The organism is uncultured Xylophilus sp. (genome assembly GCA_913776965.1).
In the GTDB taxonomy this organism is placed as follows: domain Bacteria; phylum Pseudomonadota; class Gammaproteobacteria; order Burkholderiales; family Burkholderiaceae_C; genus Xylophilus.
This window is the reverse complement of record CAJYQL010000055.1, coordinates 41,711-63,906: the sequence shown is the minus strand read 5'-3', so window position 1 is coordinate 63,906 and position 22,196 is coordinate 41,711. Positions and strand designations below refer to the sequence as shown.

Genomic DNA, 22,196 nt, shown 5'->3' with positions numbered 1-22,196 from the left:
GTGGAATCCGAAAAATGCGACGCTTCCTTTTCCGACCGGTTCGTTCATGCGGCACAACGTCACCCTGAAGCAGCTGCGCTGCTTCGTCACCCTGGCCGACACCGGCTCGTTCACCGTCGCGGCGTCGCGCCTGTTCATGACGCAGTCCAGCCTGACCGCCACCATCCAGCAGTTCGAGGACGCGGTCGGCGTGAAGATGTTCGACCGCACCACCCGCCGGGTGGTGCTGACCCGCCACGCCGAAGCCTTCCGGGCGGAAGCGCAGCGGGTGGTGAACGGCTTCGACAGTGCCATCGGCGACCTGATGGCGCTGGGGCAGGGCCAGCGCGGCCACATTTCGATCGGCGCGGCCGCCTCGGTGATCCACGAGTTCCTGATCCCGGCGATCCCGGTGTTCCGCGCGAGTTTTCCGCAGATCACGATAGCGCTGCGCGACCCGGCGGCGGCGCAGGTCGAGCGGATGGTGCTGGAGGGCGAGGTCGACTTCGCGATCGAGAGCCGCCACCGGGGGTTCGAGGGGCTGCACTACACGCCGCTGGTCGCGGACCGGTACGGCGTGGTCTGCCACCGCGATCTGCCGCTGGCGCAGTGCGACCGTCCGCTGCGCTGGTCCGACCTGACGCCGGAGGACTACGTGGCTTTCAGCGCCGACACCGGCATCGGCCAGTTCCTGCAGCGCCATGCAGCCACCTGGCCGGTGCTCGGCGGCACGCACGACGAGGTGGCGAGCACCACCTCGCTGTTCGCGGTGCTGGGCATGGGCCTGCAGTATTCGGTGGTGCCGGCGATGGCGTTGCGCGGCCGGCACGATCCGGACCTGGTGTTCCGCGAACTGCATGAGCCGGCGCTGTCGCGCGAGATCTGCGTGATCACCCGCCGGCTGCGTGCACTCGCGCCGAGCGCGCAACGCCTGCTCGACATCCTGCTGGCCGACCTGCGGTCCCGGCCGCTGCCGCCGGGCGTCACGCTGGTCGCTGCGAACGCGCCCTAGCGGCGGTGCCTCCGGGCTTCGCCTTGCGGCAGGCGTCGCTGCAGTAGCGCACCTCGTCCCAGTTCTTGGCCCAGCGCTTGCGCCAGGTCATCGGGCGGCCGCAGGTGGCGCAGGGCTTCTGCGGCAGGAAGGATTTGTTGCCCTTGAAGCCGGGCGGACGGGGGGTGTCGGGCATCACGGCTCCTTCTTCTCAGGCGCGCCCTGCTGGCGCAGGCGGCGTGCCTGCCGGGCGATCGTGCGGCGCTCGTCGGGGTCGATCTTCGAGAGCGCGGACAGCGCATGGACCATGCGGCCGTTATGCCCGAGGCGCTCCGCGTGGCGGTCCAGGAAGTCCCAGTACAGCACGGTGAACGGGCAGGCGTCGTCGCCGGTGCGCCGGCCCGGGTCGAAACGGCAGCCGCGGCACAGGCCTGCGCCCATTCGCTGGATGTACCGCCCGCTGGCGACATAGGGCTTGCTTGCCATCAGGCCGCCGTCGGCGTACTGCGACATGCCGACGGTGTTGGGCAGTTCCACCCACTCCACCGCATCGACGTACACCGCCAGGTACCACTGGTGGACCTGCCGCGGCTCGACGCCGAGCAGCAGCGCATAGAGGCCGGTGACCATCAGCCGCTGGATGTGGTGGGCATAGCCGTAGCGCAGCGTCTGGCCGATCGCGTCGCGCAGGCAGGCCATCTCGACCTCGCCGGTCCAGTACCAGTCGGGCAGGGCGCCGCGGGCGCGCAGCGCATTGCGCTCGGCATAGCGCGGCATCTGCGTCCAGTAGACGCCGCGCACGTACTCGCGCCAGCCCAGGATCTGGCGGATGAAGCCTTCGGCCGCGGCGAGCGGCACCCGGCCGGCGCGCCACGCGTCCTCGGCGGCGGAGACGGCCTCGCGCGGGTCCAGCAGCTTGAGGTTGAGCGCCGCCGAGATGCGCGCATGGAACAGCCAGGGCTCGCCGGGCCACATGGCGTCCTGGTAGCGGCCGAACAGCGGCAGCCGGTGCCGCACGAAGTCGGCCAGCGCGGCGCGGGCGTCCTCGGGCGTGACCGGCCAGTCGAAGTCGTCGAGCGTGCCGGGGTGGTCCGCGAACCGGGTGTTCACCAGGTCGATCACCTCCTGCGTGCGGGCGTCGGGCGCGAAGCGTCGCGGCGCCGGCGTGCCCTGGGGACCGCGGGCGCCGAAGCTGCCGCGGTTCTCGGCGTCGAAGTTCCAGCTGCCGCCGGCAGGCTCGCCGTCGGCCTCCATCAGGATGCCGTGCTGCCGGCGCAGTGCGCGGTAGAAGAATTCCATGCGCACCGTGGTGCGGCCGCGCGCATGCTCGGCGAACTGCTGCACGGTGGCGAAGAAGTGGCGGTCGGGGCGCACCTCCAGCGGCAGGCCGTGCGCTTCTGCCACCGCCCGCAGCGCCTGCAGCACCCGCCAGTCGCCCGGCGCGGTCATCACCAAGCCGGCGGGACGCAGCCGTCCGATGGTGGCGCCGAGCTCATCGGCCAGGCGGCCGCGGTTGTCCTCGTCGTCGAGCCGGCGGTAGTGCAGCGGCCGGCCGGCGGCCTGCAGCGCCGCCGCGAAATGCCGCATCGCCGCCAAGAAGATCGCGATCCGCGGCTTGGCCGACCAGACCTGGGTCGATTCCTCCGCCACCTCGGCCATCCAGACCGCGTCCTGCGTCGAATCGAAACCGTCGAAGGCGGCGGCCTGCAGGTCGAGCTGGTCGCCCAGCACCAGCACGAGATGGCGGATACGGTCAGTCATCGGAATCTCCGGAAGATGCGGTTGCGCCGTCGCGGAAGGCGCCCGGGCCGGTGCCGGTCCAGCCGCGGAATGCGCGGGCGAAACTCTTGTCGTTGCGAAAACCCACCGCCAGCGCGACCTGCTTGATCGGCCGGCGGGTGCGGCGCAGCAGGTCGATCGCCATCTCACGGCGCACCGCGTCCTTCAGGTCCTGCAGCGAGGCGCCTTCCTCGTGCAATTGGCGGTGCAGAGTGCGGGCGGACATGTGCAGCCGCGCGGCCACCGCGTCGGCCCGGGCGGCGTCCTGCGGATGCTGGCGCAGCAGCTCGCGCACCCGGTCCACCAGCAGCCGGTCGCGCCGGTACTGGCGCACCGTCAGCGGCAGGGCGCGCTGCAGCATCGCGCGGGTCGCGGCCTCGTCGCGCACCAGCGGCAGCGCGAGGTAGGGCGCATCGAACGCCAGTGTCGCGCAGGCCGCGCCGAACCGCACCGGGCCGGGAAACAGCAGCGGGTACACGTCCGCATGGGCGGGGGCGGCGAACGGAAACGCCACTTCGCGCAAAGCGATGCGCGAATCGGTGGCCCAGCAGGCGAAGCCGTGCAGGTAGCGCAGCAGCGTGACCAGGCAGAACTCGCGGAAGGTGCCGAGCGCGCGGTGTTCCTCGATCCGCAGCACCGCGCCGGCGGGGCCGCGGTCGAGCACCAGCCGCACGTCGTCGGTCAGGAGGCCGTGGTGGCGGCACCAGCGCTGCAGCGCCACGCCGAGCGTGGGCGCGGTGACCGACGCCCGGCAGAGCAGGCCGTAGCTGCCCCAGGGCAGGCGCCGCGCGAACCAGCCGGGGGCCTCGTCGTCGAGCTGCTGCATCGCGGCGCCGGAGAAGGCCTCGAACTGCGCGGCGGTGACACGCGCGGCCGGATCGGCCAGCTGCTGCGGCGCGATCCGTGCCTGGCGCAGCGCCTCGCCCGGGTCCTGTCCATAGCGTGCAAAGGCGGCGACGATCGCCTGCACGAAGGCGATCGGCGTGGCTGCCCGGCGGTCGGCGGCGACGGGCGGTGCGGCGGGAGGGGAAGGAAGCCGGATGGACATGGCTGGCGCGATCTGCAACCATTGTGGCGGCAAATGGGCAGGGTGCGGGCGTACGCTCGGCCCCACGACCCGCGGCCCCGGCGCCGCTCCAAGGAGACAACCACCATGCAGCTTCCTGGCCTCGATTTCGACCTGGGCGACACCATCGACTCCCTGCGCGACGCGGTGCGCCAGTTCGCCGAGAGCGAGATTGCACCGCGCGCCGCCGCGATCGATCGCGACAACCTGTTTCCCGCCGACCTGTGGAAGAAGCTCGGCGACCTCGGCCTGCACGGCATGACCGTGTCGGAGGAATACGGCGGCACCCAGCTCGGCTACCTGGCGCACATGGTGGCGCTGGAAGAGGTATCGCGCGCATCGGCCTCGGTGGGGCTGTCGTACGGCGCGCATTCCAACCTGTGCGTCAACCAGATCCACCGCAACGGCACGGCCGCGCAGAAGGCGAAGTACCTGCCGAAGCTGGTCAGCGGCGAGCATGTGGGCGCACTGGCGATGAGCGAGCCCGGCGCCGGCTCCGACGTGGTCAGCATGCAGCTGCGCGCCGAGAAGCGGGGCGACCGCTACGTGCTCAACGGGGGCAAGATGTGGATCACCAACGGCGGCGACGCCGACACGCTGGTGATCTACGGCAAGACCGACCCCGCGGCCGGCGCCAGGGGCATGACCGCCTTCATCGTCGAGAAGGGCTTCCAGGGTTTCTCCGCCGGCACCAAGCTCGACAAGCTCGGCATGCGCGGCAGCAACACCTATCCGCTGTACTTCGACAACTGCGAGGTGCCCGAGGAGAACGTGCTGGGCGGCGAGGGCAACGGCGTGCGGGTGTTGATGAGCGGGCTCGACTACGAACGCGCGGTGCTGTCGGGCGGGCCGCTGGGCATCATGGCGGCCTGCATGGACGCGGTGCTGCCCTATGTCCACGAGCGCCGGCAGTTCGGCCAGCCGATCGGCGAATTCCAGCTGATGCAGGGCAAGCTCGCCGACCTCTACACCACCTGGCAGGCGACCCGCGCCTACGTGTATGCGGTCGGCAAGGCCTGCGACCGCGGCGACCATGCGCGCACGCTGCGCAAGGACGCGGCCGGCGCGATCCTGTACTCGGCCGAGAAGGCGACCTGGATGGCCGGCGAGGCGATCCAGGCGCTGGGCGGCGTCGGCTACACCAAGGACTTCCCGGTGGAGCGCCTGTGGCGCGACGCCAAGCTCTACGAGATCGGTGCCGGCACCAGCGAGATCCGCCGCATGCTGGTCGGCCGCGAACTGTTCGCCGAGACGGCGTGACCCGCGGCCCGGCCTCATCCGCGGGCCACCGCGCGGCGCGCGGCCTCCAGCCGCTGGCGCAGGGAGACCTCCGACAGGTCCACTTCCTGCACCAGCGCGCGCAGCGTGTCGTCGTTGATGCGGTGGGCACGGCGCAGCCGGTAGAGCGCACCGCGTTCGGCGTGCAGGCCCGCGAGCCGCAGTTCCAGCTCGATCACGTGGCCGCGGCGGCGGGCGGCGCGTTCCTCGGCCGCGCCTTCGGCGCCGTCGTCGGTGTCGTCCTCCAGCGTCTCGATCCGGCGGCGGTAGCCGCGCGCCACCCGGCCGCTGGATTCCTCCCGCAGCGCCTGCCCGGCCGCATCGCCGCCGGCGCTGCCGTCGGCGGCGGCGAGGGCCGCGATCGCAGCCTCGCAGGCGACGATGCGGGCGAGCCGCTCTTCCCGCGCATGCGGCGGCTCGGCGGCCTGCGGCAGGCCGCGCAGCAACAGCGGCAGGCCGATGCTGCCGGCCACCAGCGTGGCCAGGATCACGCCCATCGACAGGAAGATCAGCAGTTCGCGGGCCGGGAACGGGCTGCCGTCGGGCAGCAGCAGCGGCACCGACAAGGCGCCGGCCAGCGTGATCGCGCCGCGGATGCCGGCCAGCGCCGTGGCGGCCAGCAGCCGGGGCGTGGGCGGTGCGGCCGGCCGGCCGTGCAGCCGGGCCGCAGCCAGTGCGCGGCGCACGCCCAGCACCAGCCAGAGGCCGCGCAGCAGCACCAGCGCCGCGGTGATCGCGAGCACGTAGCCGACCAGTTCCCACCAGACGTAGGGCCCCTGCGTCAGGCCGCCGACCAGGATGCCCGGCAACTGCAAGCCCAGCAGCAGGAAGATCGCGCCGTTGAAGGCCGACTCGACCATCGCCCAGGCGCCGTGCGCCTGCAGCCGCTCGTCCACGAATTCGCTGCGCTCCAGGTCGGCGAAGTTGGTCGCGATGCCGGCCGCCACCGCGGCCAGGATGCCCGAGACGCCCAGGTGCTCGCCGAGCAGGTAGGCGGCGAACGGCAGCAGCAACAGCAGCAGCACCGTCTGCGTGGCGGCGTCGTCGCCGATGCGGCGGGTGATCGCCGCCCGTGCCGCGGCGAAGCCCCAGCCGGCCGCCGCGCCGACCGCCACGCCGCCGGCGGCGATCCACACGAAGCTGCGGCCGGCCTCGGCCCAGGAGAACGCGCCGGTCAGCGTCGCGGCGACGGCGAACTTCAGTGCCACCAGGCCCGAGGCGTCGTTCAGCAGCGACTCGCCTTCCAGGATGTGCATCGTCTGCTCGGGCATGCCGAGCCGGCGGGTGATCGCCCCGACTGCGACCGCGTCGGTCGGCGACAGCACCGCGGCCAGCGCGAAGGCGACGGTCAGCGGCAGGCCCGGAATCATCCAGTGCATGAACCAGCCCAGGCCGAGCACGGTGAACGCCACCAGCCCGAGCGCCAGCGTCAGGATCGGCCGGCGCAGCGCGAAGAACTCGCGCTTCGGGATGCGCCAGCCGTCGGCGAACAGCAGCGGCGGGATGAACAGCAGCAGGAACAGTTCCGGGTCGAAGCGCACGTGCAGCCCGGCGTCGGGCCAGGACAGTGCCGCGCCCAGCGCGACCTGCAGCAGCGGCAGCGGCACCGCGCGCAGCCAGCGCGCCGCCAGGCCCGAGACGGCACCGAGCATCAGCAGCAGCAGGACGATTTCGACGGTATGCATCGGCGGCCCATTCTGGGCGCCCGGTGCCGGCGGCGCGGCAAGCCGCGGTAACAAGACAAGGAAACGACCGATGTCCCCATTGACCAGCCGACTCAACCCCCGTTCGGCCGACTTCCAGGCCAACGCCGCCGCGATGCGCGCGCTGGTCGACGACCTGCACGCCCGGGTGGCGCGCGTCGCCAAGGGCGGCGGCGAAGCCGCGCGCGCCAAGCACACCGGCCGCGGCAAGCTGCTGCCGCGCGAGCGGGTGCACCGGCTGCTCGACCTGGGCACGCCGTTCCTGGAACTCGCGCCGCTCGCGGCCCACGGCATGTACGGCGACGCGGCACCCGGCGCCGGCCTGATCGCCGGCATCGGCCGGGTCAGCGGGGTGGACTGCGTGATCGTCTGCAACGACGCAACGGTCAAGGGCGGCACCTATTACCCGATGACGGTCAAGAAGCACCTGCGCGCGCAGGAGATCGCCGAGCAGAACCGCCTGCCCTGCATCTACCTGGTGGACTCCGGCGGCGCCAACCTGCCGAACCAGGACGAGGTGTTCCCCGACCGCGACCACTTCGGCCGCATCTTCTACAACCAGGCGCAGATGAGCGCGCAGGGCATCGCGCAGATCGCGGTGGTGATGGGCAGTTGCACCGCGGGCGGCGCCTATGTGCCGGCGATGAGCGACGAATCGATCATCGTGAAGGACCAGGGCACCATCTTCCTGGGCGGCCCGCCGCTGGTGAAGGCCGCCACCGGCGAGGTCGTCACCGCCGAGGACCTGGGCGGCGGCGACGTGCACACCCGCCTCTCGGGCGTCGCCGACCACCTGGCGCAGAACGACCTGCATGCGCTGGCCCTGGCGCGGCAGGCGGTCGCGAATTTGAACGCAAATCCGCCTCCAGCGCCCGCCGGACCTGCGCCGGATGCTCCTCTTTTCGGAGCGGACGAGCTGTACGGCGTGATCCCGGTCGATACCCGCAAGCCGTTCGACGTGCGCGAGGTGATCGCCCGGATCGTCGACGGCAGCGTGTTCCGCGAGTTCAAGGCCCGCTTCGGCGCCACGCTGGTCTGCGGCTTCGCGTCCATCGAAGGCATGCCGGTCGGGATCGTCGCCAACAACGGCATCCTGTTCTCCGAATCGGCGCAGAAGGGCGCGCACTTCATCGAGCTGTGCTGCCAGCGCAGGATTCCGCTCGTCTTCCTGCAGAACATCACCGGCTTCATGGTCGGCCGCAAGTACGAGAACGAGGGCATCGCCCGCCACGGCGCCAAGATGGTGACGGCGGTGGCGACGGCCAACGTGCCGAAGTTCACCGTCATCATCGGCGGCAGCTTCGGTGCCGGCAACTACGGCATGTGCGGCCGGGCGTACAGCCCGCGCTTCCTCTGGATGTGGCCCAACGCGCGGATCAGCGTGATGGGCGGCGAGCAGGCCGCCAGCGTGCTGGCGACTGTCAAGCGCGACGGCATCGAGGCCCAGGGCGGCCAGTGGAGCGCCGAGGAGGAAGAGGCCTTCAAGGCGCCGCTGCGCCGCCAGTATGAGGAGCAGGGCCATCCCTACTACGCCACCGCCCGGCTGTGGGACGACGGCGTGATCGACCCCGCCGACACCCGGCGCGTGCTGGCCCTGGGCCTGGCCGCGGCGCGGCATGCGCCGATCCCCGAACCGAAGTTCGGCGTGTTCCGGATGTGAGGGCACGGTCCATGAACATCCGCATCGCCCGCGCCGGCTCCGTCGCCACCGTCACCCTGTGCCGCCCCGAGGTCCGCAACGCCTTCGACGACACGCTGATCGCCGACCTCGACGACGCCTTCCGCGACCTGGGCGCCGAGCCCGGCGTGCGCGCCATCGTGCTCGCTGCCGAAGGCCCCGCCTTCTGCGCCGGCGCCGACCTCCACTGGATGCGCCGCATGGCCGGCTACAGCCGCGACGAGAACCTGGCCGATGCCGGCAAGCTCGCCGCCATGCTGCGCACGATTGCCGAATGCCCGAAGCCGACCATCGCCCGGGTGCAGGGCGACGTGTATGCCGGCGGCATGGGTCTGGTCGCGGCCTGCGACATCGCGGTGGCCGCCGACACCGCCGGCTTCTGCCTGAGCGAGGTGAAGATCGGCCTGGTGCCCGCCACGATCAGCCCCTACGTGCTGCGCGCGATGGGCACCCGCGCGGCGCAGCGCTACTTCCTGACCGCCGAGCGCTTCGACGCGGCCGAGGCGCACCGCATCGGCTTCGTCCATGCGGTGGTCGCCGCCGATGCCCTGGACGCGACGGTCGACGGCTGGCTGCGGGCGCTGACCGGCGCGAGCCCGGCCGCGGTCGGCGCCTGCAAGCGGCTGATCGCCGACGTGGCCGGCCGACCGGTGGACGACGCGCTGGTCGCGCACACCGTCGAGGGCATCGCCGACATTCGTGCCAGCGACGAGGGCCGCGAAGGCGTGCAGGCGTTCCTGCAGAAGCGCAAGCCGTCCTGGCTCGGCTGACCCGACGGCCGCCCCGGCACCTGCACACGCCTTGCACCGCCCCGCCGACCACCCGACTGCTCCTGGAGACACCCCCATGTTCCGCAAGATCCTGATCGCCAACCGCGGCGAAATCGCCTGCCGCGTCGCCGCGACCGCCCGCCGCATGGGCATCCGCACCGTCGCGGTGTATTCGGACGCCGATGCCGACGCCAAGCACGTCGCCGCCTGCGACGAGGCGGTGCACGTCGGCGGCAGCGCGCCGAAGGACAGCTACCTGCAGTGGCAGCGCATCCTCGACGCCGCCCGCGCCACCGGCGCCCAGGCGGTGCATCCCGGCTACGGTTTCCTGAGCGAGAACGAGGACTTCGCGCAGGCGTGTGCCGACGCCGGCCTCGTCTTCATCGGCCCGCCGGCCTCGGCGATCCGCGCGATGGGCCTGAAGGCCGAGTCCAAGCAGCTGATGGAAAAGGCCGGCGTGCCGCTGGTGCCCGGCTACCACGGCGCCGACCAGGATCCGGCGCTGCTGCAGCGCGAAGCCGACCGCATCGGCTACCCGGTGCTGATCAAGGCCAGCGCCGGCGGCGGCGGCAAGGGCATGCGCGCGGTGGCCCGCCGCGAGGACTTCGCCGACGCGCTCGCCTCCTGCCGGCGCGAGGCGACCAACAGCTTCGGCGACGACGCGGTGCTGGTCGAGAAGTACGTGCAGCGCCCGCGGCACATCGAGATCCAGGTGTTCGGCGACACGCTGGGCACGGTGGTCTATTTGTTCGAGCGCGACTGCTCGGTGCAGCGCCGCCACCAGAAGGTGCTGGAGGAGGCGCCCGCGCCCGGCATGACCGAGGCGATGCGCAGCGCCATGGGCGCTGCGGCGGTGTCGGCCGCGCAGGCGGTCGGCTACGTGGGCGCCGGCACGGTCGAGTTCATCGTCGAGCAGCGCGACGACGGCCGCATGGATTTCTTTTTCATGGAGATGAACACCCGGCTGCAGGTCGAGCATCCGGTGACCGAGGCGATCACCGGCCTCGACCTGGTCGAGTGGCAGCTGCGCGTCGCCGCCGGCGAGCCGCTGCCGCTGCGCCAGGACGAACTGCGCATCCACGGCCACGCGATCGAGGCCCGCATCTGCGCCGAGAACCCGGACAACCAGTTCCTGCCGACCACCGGCACGCTCGACGTGTACCGCAAGCCCGCGGCCGAAGCCTTCGCGCGCGGCGCTGTGCGGATCGACGACGGGGTGCGCGAGGGCGACACGATCTCGCCGTTCTACGACTCGATGGTCGCCAAGCTGATCGTGCACGGCGCGACGCGCGAGGAGGCGCTGGCCCGGCTCGACGCCGCGCTGGCCGAGACGCACATCGTCGGCCTGCAGACCAACGTGCAGTTCCTGCGCCGGGTGGTGGCGAGCCCGTCCTTCGCCGAGGCCCGGCTCGACACCGCGCTGATCGAGCGCGAGCGTGCGGTGTTGTTCGACCAGGAGCCGCTCGGCCTGCCGTTCGCCGCGGCGGCGGCGGTCGCCCACGCGCTGCAGGCCGAGACCGCCGCCGAGCGGCCGGGCGACCCGTTCGGACAGCGCGACGGCTGGCGCTCGCACGGGCCGATGGAGCGGCGCTTCGACTTCGAATTCCGCGGCCAGCCGGCCGAGGCACTGCTGCGCCGCGAACGCGACGGCACGCGGGTACTCGCCATCGCCGGCGAGGAGGCACCGCTCGCCTGGACCGCGCAGCCCGACGGCGCGCTGGACCTGCGCTTCTGCAACCGCCGCAGCACTGTCCGTTTGTATGCAAAAGGGCCGGTAGCGCACGTCCACACTGCGCAAGGCGCTACACAAATCGTAGCAATCGACCGGCTGGCCCATGCCGGCGACACCCAGGCCGAAGGCGGTCGCCTGACCGCGCCGATGCCCGGCAAGGTGGTGTCGTTCGCGGTCCAGGCGGGCGATACGGTGACCAAGGGCCAGGCGCTGGCAGTGATGGAGGCGATGAAGATGGAACACACCATCGCCGCCCCGGCCGACGGCACGGTGGCCGAGCTGCTGTATGCGCCGGGCGACCAGGTGGGGGAGGGCGCGGAGCTGCTGCGGCTGGACGCCGCCTGACCGCGGGTCAATCGACGCGGATGTTCTTGGCCTTGACGATGCGGCTGTAGATCTCGGCGTCGCGCCGGATCATCGCCGTCATCTCGGCCTGCGACAGGCCGAGCGGCTCGCTGTTGAGTTCACGGATACGCTTCTGCAGTTCGGGGTCCTTGCTGGCCTGGACCATCAGTGCGTTGAGACGGGCCACCACTGCCGGCGGCGTCGATGCCGGCGCCCAGATGCCGTGCCAGGACGTCATGCTCAGCCCCGGCACCAATTCGGCGAAGGTAGGCACGTCGGGCATCGCCGGATGGCGGGTGTCGCCGGAATAGGCAAGCGCCTGGGCGCGCCCGCCGGCGATCAGCGGATAGCCGGTGGAGATCGGCTCCATCAGGGTGTCGACCTGGCCGCCGACCAGATCTGCGACGGGGCTGGCCCGATAGGGCACATGCAGCATCTCGGTGCCGGTCTCGTCCTTCAGCCACTCGACGATCAGGTGCGACGGGCTGCCGGCGCCGTAGGAGGCGTGCGACAGGGTGTTGGGTCGGGCCTTGGCGGCGGCCACCAGATCGCGCGCCGACTTGAACGGCGACTTCGTCGGTGCGATCAGCACCAGGCCCTGGCGCATCGTGGTCGCCACCGGCACGAAGTCCTTTTGCGGGTCGTACGGCAGCTTGCCATAGATGTAGGGGTTGATCGTGAAGCCGGTGGACAGGTTGTAGAGCAGGGTGTAGCCATCGCCGCGCGATTTCGCGACGGTGTCGGCCGCTAGATTGCCGGCAGTGCCCGGCCGGTTGTCGATCACCAGCGGCACGCCGAGCTGCTTGCCGACGTAGTCGCCATAGAGTCGGGCGAAGATGTCCGGCGGCGTGCCCGGCGCGAAGCCGACGACGACCCGGATCGGTTTGTTCGGCCAATGCGCTTCCTGCGCCACCGCTGCGCCACCGGCGAGTCCCAGGCAGAGGGCTGTCAACCACGGAAAGAATCGCGAACGCATGTCTGTCTCCTGCTCGTTATGGAATCGTGGGAGGTCTTCTGGGGAAAAGGGCGGGCTCAGTCGACCTGCGCGCCGGCGCGCTGTACCGCCTCGCCCCAGCGGGCGATCTCGGCAGTGGCGAACGCGCGCATCGCGGCATCGTCCATCGCCGCGAGTTCCAGGCCCTGCTGGGTGAGTTTGTCGCGCACCTCGGGCTGTGCCAGCACCTGGCGGGTGGCGTCCCGCAAGCGGTCGAGGACCATTGCCGGCACGGCGGCGGGTGCGTACAGCATGAACCAGGCGACCAGGTCGAAGTCGGGCACGCCCTGCTCGACCAGCGTGCGCACATCGGGTGCCGCAGCGCTGCGCCGGGCGCTGGAGACGCCCAGCACCCGCAGCCTGCCGGCACGCACCTGCGGCAGCACTGCGGCCGGGTGGTAGAACATGAACTGCACGTTGCCTGCCACCAGTTCGTTGAGGGCCTGGGCGCCATCCCGGTAGGGGACGTGCACGAAGCGCTTGCCGAGTCGCACGTTGAGCAGTTCGCCCGCCAGATGGCCCGAAGTGCCGTTGCCGGCCGAGGCGAAGCTCGCAGCGGTGTCGTCCGCGCGGCGCAGGTCGTCCAGGCTTTTCCATGCCGAGGCCGCCGGCACCGCCAGCAACGTCGGCGTGGCGCCCACGAAACCGAGCGGCACGAAATCCTGCAGCGGGCGGTACGGCAGTCGCCGGTAGAGGCCCGGATTGATCGCATGGGTGCCCACGGTGCCGAGCAGCAATGTCTGGCCGTCGGCGGCGGCCCGCGCCACCTGTTCGCTTCCGATCGCGCCGCCGGCACCGGGCTTGTTCTCCACCACGACCGGCTGGCCCAGCGGCCGCGCAAGCGCATCGGCCAGCAGCCGCCCGACGATGTCGGTCGAGGTGCCCGCGCCGAAAGGCACGACCAGCCGGACCGGCCGCGACGGTGCCTGCGCAACCGCGGTGCCGGCCGCCGAAAGGGCCCCGGCGAGCAGGGTGCGGCGCTTCACCGGACACCTCCGAAGCCATCGGGCGCGTCGCCGTCGTATGCGAGTTCGCGGGTGGCCTGGTACGACAGGGCGAAGCCGCTGGGCTGCGTCAACTCCTCGGCGAGGTGGGCGATCAGCCCGGCGGTGCGCGCCAGGATCGGCACGCCGCGCAGCGATGCGACCGGAAAGCCCACGCCGAGCAGCACTGCGGGAATCGCCGCGGACACGTTGAGTCGCAGGTCCTTTCCGGTGATAGAGGGGATCGCGCGCTCGATCGCCTGCGCGATGTCCACGTAGCGCAGGTCGGCGCCGGCGTCGGTGGCGACGGCGATCAACCGGTCCACCCGCGGGTCGCGTACCTTGTGCAGCGGATGCCCGTAGCCGGGGATGGCGCGGCCCGCTGCCTTCCACTCATGCAGCACCGCGGTTGCGGCCTCGTCCAGGGACGTGCCGGCATCGGCCCGGGCGGCCACGTCCACGAACATGCGACCGGCGGTCTCGGAGGCGCCCAGGATCACCGAACCGCATCCGAGGATGCCCGCGGCCACTGCACCCTGCAGCGCGTCGGGCGCCGCGGCGAAGGTCATGCGGGCCGCCTGCACGCTCGGCACGAAGCCGTGCTCGGCGATCGCCACCAGCGTGGCGTTCAGCACCGCGCTGCAGGCTGCGTCGGGCCGCCGGCCGGTGAGCAGCAGAAAAAAGTAGTCCGCGAACGACAGATGGCCGATCAGGTCCTGGCAGAGGTCCTGGCCACGCACGACGATGGTGTGCTCGTCGGAGGTGCAGATCGCGGTACGGGGAACGGTGGATTTGCCGATTTTCATGGTGCGTGCGCTCAGACGGCGGTGGGTTGAAGGCGGAAGTCGTAGTGCGCGGACCAGAAGGGCCGGTCCTGCACGCGGCCGTCCGGCGCAGGGCCGGGCGGATGCGGTTCGAAATCGACCACCAGGCTCGGTCGTACGCCGAACACCGCGTCGGAATCGATGTAGGGGCTGCCGGCGACGAACAGGTGGGTGGTGACCGGCACATGGCCGGGCGCCGAAACCGTCATGTGGATATGGCCTGGCCGGTTCGGATGGCGACCCATGCCGCCGAGCATCGCGCCGACCGGTCCGTCGACCGGCACCGGGTAGTGGGCCGGCCGGATCGACCAGAACCAGTAGCGGCCTTCGGCATCGGTGCGAAGACGTGCACGTGCGGCCATGCCTGCGCCCTCGACCTGCATGTCGTACACACCCTCGCCATCCCCCGACCAGACGTCGAGCAACGCGCCTGCGATCGGTTGGCCCCGCGTGTCGGTAACCCTGCCGCTGTAGAACGCGGGCTCGCCCGGCACGCCGTCGGCGATGTCGGTGCCGCAGGCGACATCCGGCGCACCGCTCCAGTAGTACGGGCCCTGTACGGTGGCATCGGTGGCGGGCGTGGCGCCCAGGGCACCGGCGTCGCGGCCCGCGGACGCCGCGGCACGGGCGGCACGTGCCTGCTCCAGCATCACCACCATCATCGACAGGCCCAGCGTATCTGACAGCAGGATGAATTCCTGGCGCTGGCCGGTGCACGCCCGGCCGGTGGCGGTCAGGAAGTCGATGCCGCGCATCCATTCATCGGGCGTCAGGTCGACCTCGCGCGCGAAGGCGTGCAGGTGGGTAATGAGCGACTGCATGATCTGCGCGAAGCGCGGATTGGTGGCGCCCTCGAGCCGCTGCAGCGCGGCCTGCGTCAATTCATTCTCGTTGGACGGGGTCATGGCATGTCTCCTGTTCTGGTGGGAAGCGGTGAGGACCGTCGCTGCTTCTAGGCAGCGCGAAACCGACGGCGCAGCGGCTCGACGATGTGATCGTTGTCAGCACCCAGCACGGGCGGGGCGGTGACCTCCAGTGCGCGTTCGCCGTCGAAGCTCACCGGCGAGCGGATCGTGCGCCACTCGCCGCCGTGCGGATGCGCTGCGCTCACCGCGAGCTGCAGATGGCGAGCCTGCGGGTCCTCGACCGCCTCGCGGGTGTCGTACATCGGTGCATGCGGCACGTCCTCCGCCTCCAGCCGTGCACACCAGTCGGCGCGGCTGCGCTGCCGGAACAGCCCGCCGAGCAGCGCGATCAGGTCTTCCTGGTGGGCGATCCTGCCCTCCCGGGTGGCAAAACGCGGGTCCTGGAACAGCATCGGCTGCTCGATCGCGTTGGCCAGGCCTTGCCAGAATTTCTCGGGCGAGGACATGTGCAATGCGATCCAGCGGTTGTCTGCGCAGGCGAGCACGTAGGACTGCGACACGCTCGGCCGGCTGAACGGTCCCATGACCTCGTTTTCGGAAAAATAGTGCGTGAAGGCGTCGAGGTTGAAGTGGCACATCGCCTCGAGCATCGATACCTCGACCGTCCTGCCCTGGCCGGTGCGGCCGCGCTCCACCAGCGCACCCATCACGCCGTAGGCGGCGTAGAAGCCGGTGAGGGCGTCGGCCAGCGCCGGCCCGACCACCCGCGGGTCGGTTGGATTGACGAGCAGCCGCAGGAAGCCGCTGGCCGCCTGTGCGACCGTGTCGTAGGCGGGACGGCCGGCCGCCGGGCCGGTCGGTCCGAAGCCGCTGATCGCGCAATACACCAATCGCGGGTTGAGACCGCGCAACCGCTCCGCGCCCGCGCCGAGCCGCTCGGCGGCGCCGGGCCGGAAATTCTGGATGTAGACGTCGGCATCCCGTACCAGCTCGTCGAACACCGCCGCGTCCTCGGGCAGCTTGGGGTTGAGCGTGATGCTGCGCTTGTTGCGGTTGTAGGTTTGGAAATGCGGGCTGTAGAGCCCGCCGCGGAACGAGCGGAATGGGTCGCCGCTGCCGGGCTGCTCGATCTTGATCACCTCGGCGCCCAGGTCAGCCAGGAACATGCCTGCCGCCGGTCCGGTGATGAACGTACCCTGCTCCAGCACCGTGATGCCGCTGAGGACCTTGTGCACTGCTCTGTCTCCTGGGAAATAGGCCGATCCGACGGCGGATGGCTGCGAACTCTAGGCAGGTGGAGGTGTTTCGGGAAATGATCGTTTTTCATCGATACGATCGATGACATCGATCAATCGTCAATGAGGAGTTCGCGTGGAATTGCGACACCTGCGCTACTTCAACGCCCTTGCGGAGTCATTGAACTTCACGCGGGCGGCCGAGCGGCTGCACGTCACCCAGTCGACCCTGTCGCACCAGATACGCCAGCTGGAGGATGAAGTCGGCACACCGCTATTCGACCGCAGCGGCAAACGGGTCGTGCTGACGGAGGCGGGGGAGGGGTTCCTGCACCACGCTACCCGCGCATTGCAGGAGATCGACCGCGGCCTGGGCGCGCTGCGCGGCGACCCGCAGGATGCCGAGGGCGAATTGCGGATCGGCTCGACGCCGACCTTCAACCTCGGCTTCATTCCGGATTGCATTGCGCTGTTTCAGCAGCGCTACGGCGGTGTACGGGTGCTGGTGGACGAGTTGGCGGCCGACGTGATCGCCGATCGGTTGCAGCGCGGAATGCTCGAGCTCGGCATCGCCTATCGGCCTGACGTGCCAGGCGTACTGCAGTTCGAGCCGCTCTACCAAGAGGAAATGGTGCTGGTGGTGGCGCAGGACCATCCTCTGGCGCGCCGGCGCCGGATGCGCATGGTCGAGCTGCATCGCCTGCCGATGGTGTTGCTGCCTTCCAGCTTTGCGACACGGCAGATGCTGGACGAGTGCTTCCGCTCCTGTGGTGCTGCGCCGCGCGTGGTGGCCGAGATCAATGCACTGGCACCGATCATGCGGCTGGTGGCGCAGACACATGCGGCGGCGATCGTGGCAGCCAATGCGGTGCAGCCGGACGCCGGGCTGGCGGTGGTGAGGCTCGAAAGCCCGACGCCGGTGCGCACCCCTGGCATGCTGTGGGCGCCGGCTGCCCGCGAGTCTGCAGCCACGCGCGCTTTCGCGGCGATCGTGCGCAAGATGGCGTTCCGCACCAGCCTGCTGGAGCGGACCGATGCCCACGGCCCGCGAGGCCGCGCCTCCGGCGTTCGCTAAGCTCGACCCATGCACATCACCGTCTGCCTCACCGGCCAGCGCGCCGACCCCTGGATTTCCGGCCTGCAGGCCGCCCTGCCGCAGGCCACCGTGACCGCCTGGTCGCCGGGCGCGCCGCCGGCCGACCATGCGGTGGTCTGGGCACCGCCGCAGGCCTTCTTCGACACCCAGCCCGCGCTGCGGGCGATCTTCAACATCGGCGCCGGCGTGGATGCGCTGCTGGCGCTGCGGCTGCCCGCGGGCGTGCCGGTCGTCCGGCTCGACGATTCCGGCATGGCGGTGCAGATGGCCGAGTTCGTCACCCATGCGGTGGTCCGGCATTTCCGCGAGTTCGACGGCTATGCGGCCGAGACCGCCGCCGGCCGCTGGTCGTACCGCAGGCCGCGGGCGCGGGCGGACTACCCCGTCGGCATCCTGGGGCTGGGCGTGCTGGGCCAACGCGTCGCCGCCGCGCTGCGGACCTTCGAATTCCCGGTGCGCGGCTGGAGCCGGTCGCCCAAGACGGTCGACGGCATCGACTGCTTCGCCGGCGACGACCAGCTCGACACCTTCCTCGCCGGCTGCCGGGTACTGGTCTGCCTGCTGCCGCTCACGCCGGAGACCGAGGGCATCCTGTGCCGCCGCACGCTGTCGCGGCTGCTGCCGGACGCCTTCGTCGTGAACGTTGCGCGGGGCGGCCATCTGGTCGAGGAGGACCTGCTCGCGCTGCTGGACGAGGGCCACGTGGCGGGCGCCGCGCTCGACGTGTTCCGCACCGAACCGCTGCCGGCCGGCCATCCGTTCTGGACCCATCCGAAGGTCGTGGTCACGCCGCACACCGCGGCGCGCACGCTGCGCGACGAGAGCATCGCGCAGATCGCCGGCAAGATCGCGGCGCTGGAGCGCAGCGAGCCGATCGCCGGCGTGGTGGACCCGGTGCGCGGCTACTGACCCTGCGGCCGCTGGCGGCATCTGCAACCGCCGTGGCCGCGATTGCGGCGCCGCCCGGCCGACAATGCGGCGATCGCCCGTCCGGGCCGCCACGGAGACACACACCATGCCCCTGCCCACCCGCGTCCAGATCATCGACGTCGCCCCGCGCGACGGCCTGCAGAACGAGAAGCAGCCGGTGTCGGCCGCCGACAAGATCGCGCTGGTCGCGCAGCTGCATGAGGCCGGCCTGACCGAGATCGAGGTCACCAGCTATGTCAGCCCGAAATGGGTGCCGCAGATGGCCGACGCCGCCGAGGTGATGGCCGGCATCGCGCGCAAGCCCGGCGTGCGCTATTCGGTGCTCACGCCCAACCTGAAGGGCTACGAGGCCGCGCTGCCGGGGCGCCCGGACGAGATCGTGGTGTTCGGCGCCGCGAGCGAGGCTTTCAGCCAGAAGAACATCAACTGCTCGATCGCCGAGAGCATCGAGCGCTTCGCGCCGGTGGTCGCGGCGGCGAAGGCCGCCGGCATCGCGGTGCGCGGCGCGATGAGCTGCACCGTCGGCTGCCCGTACGAGGGCGAGGTCGCGCCGGAAAAAGTCGGCTACCTGGCCCGGCTGATGCAGGGCATCGGCGTCGAGCGGGTGGACGTGGCCGATACGATCGGCGTCGGCACGCCGCGCACGGTACAGGCCGCGATCGAGGCGACGCTGCCGTATTTCGACGTGGACCACATCTCCGGCCACTTCCACGACACCTACGGCCAGGCGGTGGCCAACACGCTCGCGGCGCTGCAGATGGGGGTGTGGAATTTCCAGTCCTCGGTCGCGGGCCTCGGCGGCTGCCCGTATGCCAAGGGCGCGACCGGCAACGTCGCGACGGAAGACGTGGTCTTCATGCTCCACGGCATGGGCATCGAGACCGGCATCGACCTCGACCGGCTGGTGGACGCGGGCGTCTTCATCAGCCGGGCGCTGGGTCGCGAGCCGCAGTCGCGGGTGTCGAAGGCGATCCGCAACAAGCGGGCCGGCTGAGGCGGCTGCATCTGCGACTACAGCGGCCGGGGGCGCAGGCCGACGCGGCGATGCGGTTGTGGTCGCCGGATCTGACGACTGGGTAAAGGTGTGATGGACGGGTGGCTGCAAATACGGCCCGCCTCATCCAACTCCCGACTCGGAAAGACCCTTCATGCGACTGAACCTGTCCCTGCGCACCATCGGCGCCGCTGCCGCCCTCGCTGCCCTCTCCACCCTCGTGCCGGTCCATGCCGCAGCGCCGGCCGATGCCGACATGCAGATGGTGCTGGACGCCCACGCCAGCCTGAAACCGAAGCCGATCGAAACGCTCACCCCCGCCGAGGCCCGCAAGCAGCCCACGCCCGCCGATGCGGTGAACAAGGTGCTGAAGCAGCAGTCGCAGCCGACCAAACCCGAACTGCTGGTGCCCGGCATCACCGCCAAGGACACGACCGTCGCCGGCGCCGCCGGCCAGATCCCGGCACGCATCTACACGCCCAAGGGCCGCGGCCCGTTCCCGGTCATCGTGTACTACCACGGCGGCGGTTGGGTGATCGCCGACCGCAAGGTGTACGACGGCGGCGCCCGCATGCTGGCGAAGCAGGCGAACGCCGTGGTCGTCTCGGTGGACTACCGCCGTGCGCCGGAAGCCAAGTTCCCGGCCGCCTGGGACGATGCCCTGGCAGCCTACCGCTGGACCGCCGCGAACGCCGGCAAGATCAAGGGCGACCCGGCGAAGCTGGCGTTGGCAGGCGAAAGCGCGGGCGGCAACCTGGCGGTCGCCACCGCCATCGCAGCCCGCGATGCCGGCCTGCCGAAGCCGCTGCATGTGCTGTCGGTCTATCCGGTCGCCCAGACCAGCCTGGAAACCCCGTCGTACAACACGTATGCCGATGCCAAGCCGCTCAACCGGCCGATGGTCAAGTGGTTCGTGGACCAGCTGACCCGTTCGCCGGCGGACCTGCAGGACGTGCGCCTGCAGCTGGTCAACGCGAACCTGATGGGCCTGCCGCCGGTCACGATCGTGAATGCGCAGATCGACCCGCTGCTGGACGACGGCGCGCAGCTCGAGGCCGCGCTGCGCAAGGCCAACGTACCGGTCGAACGCAAGGTCTACGACGGCGCGACGCACGAGTTCTTCGGCATGGCTGCCGTGGTGCAGAAGGCGCGCGATGCGCAGGCCTTCGCCGGCCAGCGTTTGAAGCAGGCGTTCGGCACGCCCTGACGACCGGCGCGGTGCAGGACTGCCGCGCGCAGTCCTACATCCATCGGGCCGGCAAGACGACGGGCCGGCCCCGATACCCCGCCTACCTTGGATAGCAGGCACCAACGCCGCACACCACCCGACCACAAGGAGATTTCCATGCGTACCACCCACCGTATCGCCGCCGGCCTCGCCACCGCTGCCACCGCCCTCGCATTCGCCATGCCGGTGGCCGCCCAGTCCACCATGGGCACCGGCATGACCGGCTCCCAGGGCAACCAGACCGGCCGCACCGCCGACGACAAGATGGCCCCCGCAGGTGCCGCCCGTGGCACCGGCTCGATGGGCGCCGAATCGGCCAAGCCGGGCGGTATGGGCACGGCTCCCCGCAGCACCGGCACGATGAACAAGCGCAGCGGCACTGCCAACAATCCCGAAACCGGCGGCGTCAGCAGCGGCTCCGGCGTCAACACCAGCGGCGCACCGGGCACCAACGGCCCGGCCGGCACCGCCAAGTAAGGCCCATTTCTCGGCTGCACACGGGCCCGCTTCGGCGGGCCTTTTTGCGTGCGGTCGAACAGCCAGCAGCGCCCGGCACGATAGGGCAGGGCAGGGCAGGGCGGGGCAGGGCAGGGCAGCGAGCGCTATGCTCGACCGCAGGCTCTGCCGGCCACCCACGGCGGCCCTCGCCCCGTTCACGAACATGCGGATTCCGCCCGCCTTCATGCATTCTTCCGAGCATCTTGCCGCGCTTCAGCACCGCGCCGCCGAGGCGGCTGCCGCCGCCACCGGCGTGCCGTCGCCCTGCCTGTCGATCTGCCGCCTGAGCGACGACCGCAGCCTGTGCGTCGGCTGCTTCCGCACCCTGGACGAGATCCGCGACTGGTCGCGTGCCACCGATGCGGAGAAGCGGATCGTCTGGCAACGGCTGCTGCAGCGCGCGGCAGCCTTCTGACGGCGGTGAGAAGCTCCACGGATTTCCAACAACCACGAGACATGCCCATGCACACTGTCACCTGCTACCTCGACTTCGTCTCCCCCTATGCCCAGCTCGCCTTCCACCGCCTGCCCGTGGAACTCGAAGGCACCAGCTACGCGATCGACTACCGGCCGGTGCTGCTCGGCGCCCTGCTGCAGCAGCACGGCAACCCCGGCAACGCCGGCATCGCGCCGAAGCGCGCCTGGACCTACCGCCATGCCGCCTGGCTCGGCCACACGCTCGGCATTCCGCTCGACATGCCGGCCGCGCATCCGTTCAGTCCGCTGCCTTTGCTGCGGCTGGCGCTCGCCACCTCGGAAGACGGCAGCATCAACCGGCACGTCGCCGGCCTGCTGCTCGACCACGTCTGGCGCGGCGGTGCCGATGCCAACGATCCGGCACGGCTCGACGCCCTGCGTGCGCAGGTGCCGACCCTGCGCCACGACCCGGCGGGCGCCGAGGTGAAGGCGCTGCTGCGCGCCAACACCGATGCTGCGGCGGCGCAGGGCGTGTTCGGCGTGCCGGCCTTCGTCGTCGGCGACCGCGTGTTCTGGGGCCTCGACAGCCTGCCGATGCTGCGTGCCTGCCTGGCGGGCGACTTCTGGTTCGACGGTGGCGCCTGGGCGCGGGCGGCCGACGTGCCGAGCGGACTGTCGTCCCGCTGACAGGTTCCCGCGCCCGCGCGGTCCGCCGCAGCGCTGGTTTTCCGCATCGCGGAAGCGGGTTTGCGGGTTAGCCCCGGGTTTGTCAGACACCCGTCAGCGCGGCGCAAGCTGCTGTTGGATTCG

21 protein-coding genes are annotated in these 22,196 nt (G+C 71.0%); 12 read left to right on the top strand and 9 right to left on the bottom strand.

Annotated elements, in window-relative coordinates:
- The first annotated feature begins 46 nt into the window (after positions 1 to 46).
- Positions 47 to 991 (top strand): LysR family transcriptional regulator, encoded by a 945-nt coding sequence (locus tag QZ500_RS07970; protein ID WP_295853412.1) that lies wholly within the window; start codon positions 47 to 49, stop codon positions 989 to 991.
- Here the strand turns inward: QZ500_RS07970 and QZ500_RS07965 are convergent.
- From QZ500_RS07965 to QZ500_RS07955, 3 genes are read right to left on the bottom strand one after another with little or no spacing between them, the layout of a single operon-like run.
- Complete coding sequence (locus QZ500_RS07965) at positions 963 to 1,166, bottom strand: DUF2256 domain-containing protein (protein ID WP_295853410.1); 204 nt, start codon at positions 1,164 to 1,166, stop codon at positions 963 to 965. The genes QZ500_RS07970 and QZ500_RS07965 overlap by 29 nt on opposite strands.
- Positions 1,166 to 2,731, bottom strand: coding sequence for a cryptochrome/photolyase family protein (locus tag QZ500_RS07960; protein ID WP_295853407.1), 1,566 nt, complete (start codon positions 2,729 to 2,731; stop codon positions 1,166 to 1,168). Before QZ500_RS07960 ends, QZ500_RS07965 begins: the two co-directional genes overlap by 1 nt.
- A complete protein-coding gene (locus QZ500_RS07955) occupies positions 2,724 to 3,797 on the bottom strand; it encodes an AraC family transcriptional regulator (RefSeq protein ID WP_295853405.1) in 1,074 nt (357 codons plus the stop codon). Before QZ500_RS07955 ends, QZ500_RS07960 begins: the two co-directional genes overlap by 8 nt.
- Before the next feature lie 105 nt (positions 3,798 to 3,902).
- Here QZ500_RS07955 and QZ500_RS07950 point away from each other — a divergent pair, with 105 nt between their 5' ends.
- On the top strand, positions 3,903 to 5,075 hold the full coding sequence (locus QZ500_RS07950; protein WP_295853402.1) for an isovaleryl-CoA dehydrogenase: 1,173 nt from the start codon (positions 3,903 to 3,905) through the stop codon (positions 5,073 to 5,075).
- 14 nt (positions 5,076 to 5,089) lie between these two features.
- Here the strand turns inward: QZ500_RS07950 and QZ500_RS07945 are convergent, their stop codons facing one another.
- On the bottom strand, positions 5,090 to 6,778 hold the full coding sequence (locus QZ500_RS07945) for a Na+/H+ antiporter (protein WP_295853400.1): 1,689 nt from the start codon (positions 6,776 to 6,778) through the stop codon (positions 5,090 to 5,092).
- A gap of 70 nt (positions 6,779 to 6,848) precedes the next feature.
- Between QZ500_RS07945 and QZ500_RS07940 the strand changes: the two genes are divergently transcribed.
- The 3 genes from QZ500_RS07940 to QZ500_RS07930 all read left to right on the top strand — a co-directional run bounded on the left by QZ500_RS07940 (position 6,849) and on the right by QZ500_RS07930 (position 11,321).
- Positions 6,849 to 8,456: a carboxyl transferase domain-containing protein gene (locus tag QZ500_RS07940; protein WP_295853395.1), complete on the top strand. Its 1,608-nt coding sequence runs from the start codon at positions 6,849 to 6,851 to the stop codon at positions 8,454 to 8,456.
- Between the two features lie 11 nt (positions 8,457 to 8,467).
- On the top strand, positions 8,468 to 9,244 hold the full coding sequence (locus QZ500_RS07935; protein WP_295853392.1) for an enoyl-CoA hydratase/isomerase family protein: 777 nt from the start codon (positions 8,468 to 8,470) through the stop codon (positions 9,242 to 9,244).
- 76 nt (positions 9,245 to 9,320) lie between these two features.
- Positions 9,321 to 11,321, top strand: coding sequence for an acetyl/propionyl/methylcrotonyl-CoA carboxylase subunit alpha (locus tag QZ500_RS07930; RefSeq protein ID WP_295853389.1), 2,001 nt, complete (start codon positions 9,321 to 9,323; stop codon positions 11,319 to 11,321).
- 7 nt (positions 11,322 to 11,328) lie between these two features.
- Here QZ500_RS07930 and QZ500_RS07925 read toward each other — a convergent pair whose 3' ends face one another.
- Genes QZ500_RS07925 through QZ500_RS07905 form a run of 5 tightly spaced genes read right to left on the bottom strand, consistent with a single transcriptional unit; the run spans position 11,329 to position 16,223 of the window.
- Positions 11,329 to 12,297: a tripartite tricarboxylate transporter substrate binding protein gene (locus QZ500_RS07925; RefSeq protein WP_295853387.1), complete on the bottom strand. Its 969-nt coding sequence runs from the start codon at positions 12,295 to 12,297 to the stop codon at positions 11,329 to 11,331.
- A 56-nt stretch (positions 12,298 to 12,353) separates the two neighbouring features.
- Entirely contained in the window at positions 12,354 to 13,301 is a 948-nt protein-coding gene (locus QZ500_RS07920) for a tripartite tricarboxylate transporter substrate binding protein (protein WP_295853385.1), read from the bottom strand.
- Positions 13,298 to 14,104, bottom strand: a complete 807-nt coding sequence (locus QZ500_RS07915) for a citryl-CoA lyase (RefSeq protein WP_295853382.1) — start codon at positions 14,102 to 14,104, stop codon at positions 13,298 to 13,300. The genes QZ500_RS07920 and QZ500_RS07915 overlap by 4 nt, the downstream gene beginning before the upstream one ends.
- A gap of 11 nt (positions 14,105 to 14,115) precedes the next feature.
- Positions 14,116 to 15,027, bottom strand: coding sequence for a dioxygenase (locus QZ500_RS07910; protein ID WP_295853379.1), 912 nt, complete (start codon positions 15,025 to 15,027; stop codon positions 14,116 to 14,118).
- A 47-nt stretch (positions 15,028 to 15,074) separates the two neighbouring features.
- A complete protein-coding gene (locus tag QZ500_RS07905; protein WP_295853375.1) occupies positions 15,075 to 16,223 on the bottom strand; it encodes a CoA transferase in 1,149 nt (382 codons plus the stop codon).
- Positions 16,224 to 16,359: 136 nt separating this feature from the next.
- Between QZ500_RS07905 and QZ500_RS07900 the strand changes: the two genes are divergently transcribed.
- The 7 genes from QZ500_RS07900 (at position 16,360) to QZ500_RS07870 (ending at position 22,073) form a co-directional block, all read left to right on the top strand.
- Positions 16,360 to 17,298, top strand: a complete 939-nt coding sequence (locus QZ500_RS07900; RefSeq protein WP_295853372.1) for a LysR substrate-binding domain-containing protein — start codon at positions 16,360 to 16,362, stop codon at positions 17,296 to 17,298.
- A 9-nt stretch (positions 17,299 to 17,307) separates the two neighbouring features.
- Positions 17,308 to 18,228, top strand: a complete 921-nt coding sequence (locus QZ500_RS07895; protein WP_295853369.1) for a glyoxylate/hydroxypyruvate reductase A — start codon at positions 17,308 to 17,310, stop codon at positions 18,226 to 18,228.
- A 106-nt stretch (positions 18,229 to 18,334) separates the two neighbouring features.
- Positions 18,335 to 19,243, top strand: a complete 909-nt coding sequence (locus QZ500_RS07890; protein ID WP_295853367.1) for a hydroxymethylglutaryl-CoA lyase — start codon at positions 18,335 to 18,337, stop codon at positions 19,241 to 19,243.
- A gap of 154 nt (positions 19,244 to 19,397) precedes the next feature.
- On the top strand, positions 19,398 to 20,450 hold the full coding sequence (locus QZ500_RS07885; RefSeq protein ID WP_295853365.1) for an alpha/beta hydrolase: 1,053 nt from the start codon (positions 19,398 to 19,400) through the stop codon (positions 20,448 to 20,450).
- A 138-nt stretch (positions 20,451 to 20,588) separates the two neighbouring features.
- Positions 20,589 to 20,948, top strand: a complete 360-nt coding sequence (locus QZ500_RS07880) for a hypothetical protein (RefSeq protein ID WP_295853363.1) — start codon at positions 20,589 to 20,591, stop codon at positions 20,946 to 20,948.
- Positions 20,949 to 21,153: 205 nt separating this feature from the next.
- Positions 21,154 to 21,384, top strand: a complete 231-nt coding sequence (locus tag QZ500_RS07875; protein WP_295853360.1) for a DUF1289 domain-containing protein — start codon at positions 21,154 to 21,156, stop codon at positions 21,382 to 21,384.
- 47 nt (positions 21,385 to 21,431) lie between these two features.
- A complete protein-coding gene (locus tag QZ500_RS07870) occupies positions 21,432 to 22,073 on the top strand; it encodes a DsbA family protein (RefSeq protein ID WP_295853356.1) in 642 nt (213 codons plus the stop codon).
- Positions 22,074 to 22,196: the final 123 nt, after the last annotated feature.